The organism is Cytophaga sp., assembly GCF_051961495.1.
Classification (GTDB): domain Bacteria; phylum Bacteroidota; class Bacteroidia; order Cytophagales; family Cytophagaceae; genus Cytophaga.
Window position 1 is genome coordinate 1 of sequence record NZ_JBQCDF010000286.1, and the last position, 3,626, is coordinate 3,626.

2 protein-coding genes are annotated in these 3,626 nt (G+C 33.2%); both read left to right on the plus strand.

Annotated elements, in window-relative coordinates:
- Positions 1 to 2,384: GumC family protein (locus ACTHJT_RS16040; protein ID WP_440240050.1), on the plus strand; the 2,384-nt coding region annotated here is incomplete at its 5' end.
- A gap of 19 nt (positions 2,385 to 2,403) precedes the next feature.
- Positions 2,404 to 3,534: a glycosyltransferase family 4 protein gene (locus ACTHJT_RS16045; RefSeq protein WP_440240052.1), complete on the plus strand. Its 1,131-nt coding sequence runs from the start codon at positions 2,404 to 2,406 to the stop codon at positions 3,532 to 3,534.
- Positions 3,535 to 3,626 lie beyond the last annotated feature (92 nt).

The following is a 3,626-nucleotide window of genomic DNA, read 5'->3' on the forward strand; positions in this document are numbered from 1 at the left end:
AAGAAAATATAATCAACATTAATTTTATACTTGGTGTTTTATTAAAACGTTGGTATTTATTCCTACTATCAGTTATTATTTCATTTTCAGTTGGGTATTTATATATAAAATATTCAGTACCTATTTATAGTGTCTCAACAAATGTCTTTGTTAAAGATAAATCAACGCATTCCTATGGAACCCAATTCCTGGAAGGATTGGAGATGTTTCAATCCTTCCGGAACCTGGAAAATGAAATGATCTTTTTAAGATCTACTACAATTGTTAACAAAGCTATTGACCGGCTTGATTTTGATATATCCTATTTTCATCAGGGACAGTTGGTTGATAGTGAAATATACGGAGTACATCCCTTTGAGATAGTTGTTGATACAACTACTGCTCAATTAGTAGGACTTCCCATATATATAAATTTTATAGATGATTCTACTTTTAATTTAGTTGCTAATGGTGTTTCAGTAGCTTTGTATGATATAAAAAAACAAATGGTTTCAAGTTACAGAATACCTATTTTGAAAGTTAGCAATACCTGTAAGGTTGGTCAAACCATTAACATAGAAAATACCAAGTTTAAAATTGAAACAAAAGGTGTTAATACATCTAATCTGAAAAGCAATACTTATTATTTTATTATCTGGGATAGAAATAATCTGGTACGTTCTTACAGATCCAGGATTGTTGTTAAACCGGTAAAAAACGAATCATCTATTCTGGAAATATCATCGCAAGGACCGGTTGTTCAAAAGGAAATCAATTTTGTGAACGCCCTAGCAAATGCATACATACAGGAAGGTTTGCAGGAAAAAAATCAAATCGCGACTAATACAATAAACTTTATTGACGCACAGTTGGGGATTATTAAAGATTCACTGTCATTAGCCGAAGATGAATTAGAAGATTTCAGAACCACTAATAAAGTTGTGGATATAGGGGCCAGTTATACCGGAGATCTCGAAAATCTTCGTATGCTTGAAACTGAACGTGCCATGATTCAGATAAAGCGAAAATATTATGATTACCTGTTGGGTTATGTAAATAGTAACAAGGATATCAAACAAATTACCATTCCGTCTGCAATAGGTATAGATGATCCTTTGTTGACTAATCTTATTTTGGAACTGACAAAATTAAGTCAGGAAAAGGCAGCTTTATCATTTAGTGTACATGAGAAAAACCCGTATTCCAATATTTTAGATTTGAAAATTGAAAATGCCAAAGAGGCGCTGCGGGAAGATATTAAAAATATTGTTCACGGGGAGCAGATTAAATATGATGAAATTACCAGTCAGATAAATAAAATAAGTAAGAAAATTGATGCTTTGCCAAAGACAGAGAAGTTATTAATCAATTTGAAAAGAAAGTTTGATTTGAGTGATCATATATATAACTATTTACTGGAAAAAAGAGCTGAAGCGAGTATTGCAAAAGCTTCTAACATTTCAGATAGTAAAGTTATTGATTATGCAACTTCATATGATGTGACCAAAATTTTCCCATTGACCAATAAGATTTATTTTATATCGGTGATGATAGGATTATTAATACCTTTTATGGGTATTTTAATAATGGTCTTTTTGGATAACCGGTTAAAGGATAAAGACCAATTGCTCCAGCTTACACAAATACCTATTTTAGGAATTATTGGCCATAATCATTATAATGAAGGCCTGGTAACTATTAGTCATCCTAAGTCAGGTATTACAGAGTCTTTCCGGAGTACGCGGGTGAACTTAAGTTATATCACGTTAGAAAAAAATAAAGTTATTGGTATAACCTCAACAGTCAGCGGAGAAGGTAAATCATTTTGTGCGTTAAATTTGTCATCTATTTTGGCATCATCTGATAAAAAGGTCTTGCTGATTGGTGCAGATTTGCGGAAACCTAAAATTTTCAAAGAGTTTCACATGGAGAATGATAAAGGGCTCTCGAGCTATTTAATCAATCAATGCTCATTTGATGAAGTGGTTCACAAAACAGAAGTGTCGAATTTGGATGTAATTGTTTCCGGACCTATACCTCCTAACCCTTCAGAGTTGTTGAGCTCTTCATTGTTTGGAGAGTTGATAAATATTGCAAGGAAAAAATATGACTATATAATCATTGATACCCCACCTGTAGGTATTGTTTCAGATTACCTGGTAATCAATAAACATATTGACGTTAATATATACGTTGTACGATTTAATTACAGTAAAACGCATTATGTTAATACAATTAATGAATTGTACAACGGATCGAAAATTTCTTCTTTATGCATTCTCGCAAATGATGCGAAAGCATCAAATAAGGGATATGGATATACATATTCGTATGGCTATGGTTATTATGAAGATGTTGATCACACATGGTTAGAGCGTATTAAGAAAAAAATTAAACGCGCTTAAGAAGATACCCTAAACCGGAATGATCGCATTATATCTATCTTTATTTGATAAAACAGGTGGTATTGAAAGATTCAACAGAAGTTTTTCAAAAGCCCTGGAAAATACTATTTCTTCAGATACTTCTTTATATGTTTTTTCATTGTATGACAATGAAAAAACTGTTGCAGATAGCAGATACATTTCAAAAGCTTCTTATCAGGGTTTTGCCAATAAGAAGCGGAATTTAATAAGCCGTGTATTGCCTTTGCTACGTTCTAATAACACAATCATTCTAGGACATATAAATTATGCTCCGCTCATGCTGTTGTTAAAATGCATTAAGCCCAGCTTGAAATTTATTCTGATTGTTCATGGCATTGATGTATGGAGAGATTTATCTTTTCTGAAAAGAAAATGTCTTCAACATACGGATCAGATTTTATCTGTAAGTAACTATACCAAATCGGTTTTAGTAAATAAGCAGGGGGTAGACTCCAATAAAATCACAGTATTCCCGAATACGGTAGATGCCTTGTTTGATTATCCGTCAAGATTTGAACGCCCTGTATATTTACAGAACAGGCATACAATAGCTTCTACTGATAAGGTAGTATTTACATTGACACGCTTATCCTCAACAGAACATTTTAAAGGTTATGATAAGGTTATAGAAAGCGTTATTCAATTAAAAAAGCGCTATCCGAATCTGCAGTATTTAATCGGCGGTAAGGCAGATGAAACTGAGTACGCAAGGTTGACATCCATGATTCAAAAAGCCAATGCTCAGGAATATATTAAACTTTGTGGTTTTATTCCAGAGCAGGAACTTACCGATTATTATTTGTTATCAGATGTCTTTATCATTCCCAGTAAAAAAGAAGGTTTTGGGATTGTATTTATTGAGGCTATGGTGTGTGGTTTGAAAGTAATTGCCGGGAACCAGGACGGAAGCGTAGATGCATTGCAAAATGGGGAATTAGGTTTATTGGTTCATCCCGATAATCAAAAGGAAATAGAACAGGCGATAGAAGCCAGCATCCAACAACCATTAACCGACGGAGAAAAACAAAGTTTACAAATCCGGGTTAAAAACTTGTTCGGTTTTGATGCTTTTCAGAATAGGTTAAAACATTTTTTAGTATCAAACCATGTCGTTGAGTATACAAGATGAAAACCAAGATCCTATTTCTGATTTCACATCCGGTTCAGTATTATACGCCTTTATTTAAAGAAATATCTTCAGATGAAGCATTGTCATTGACG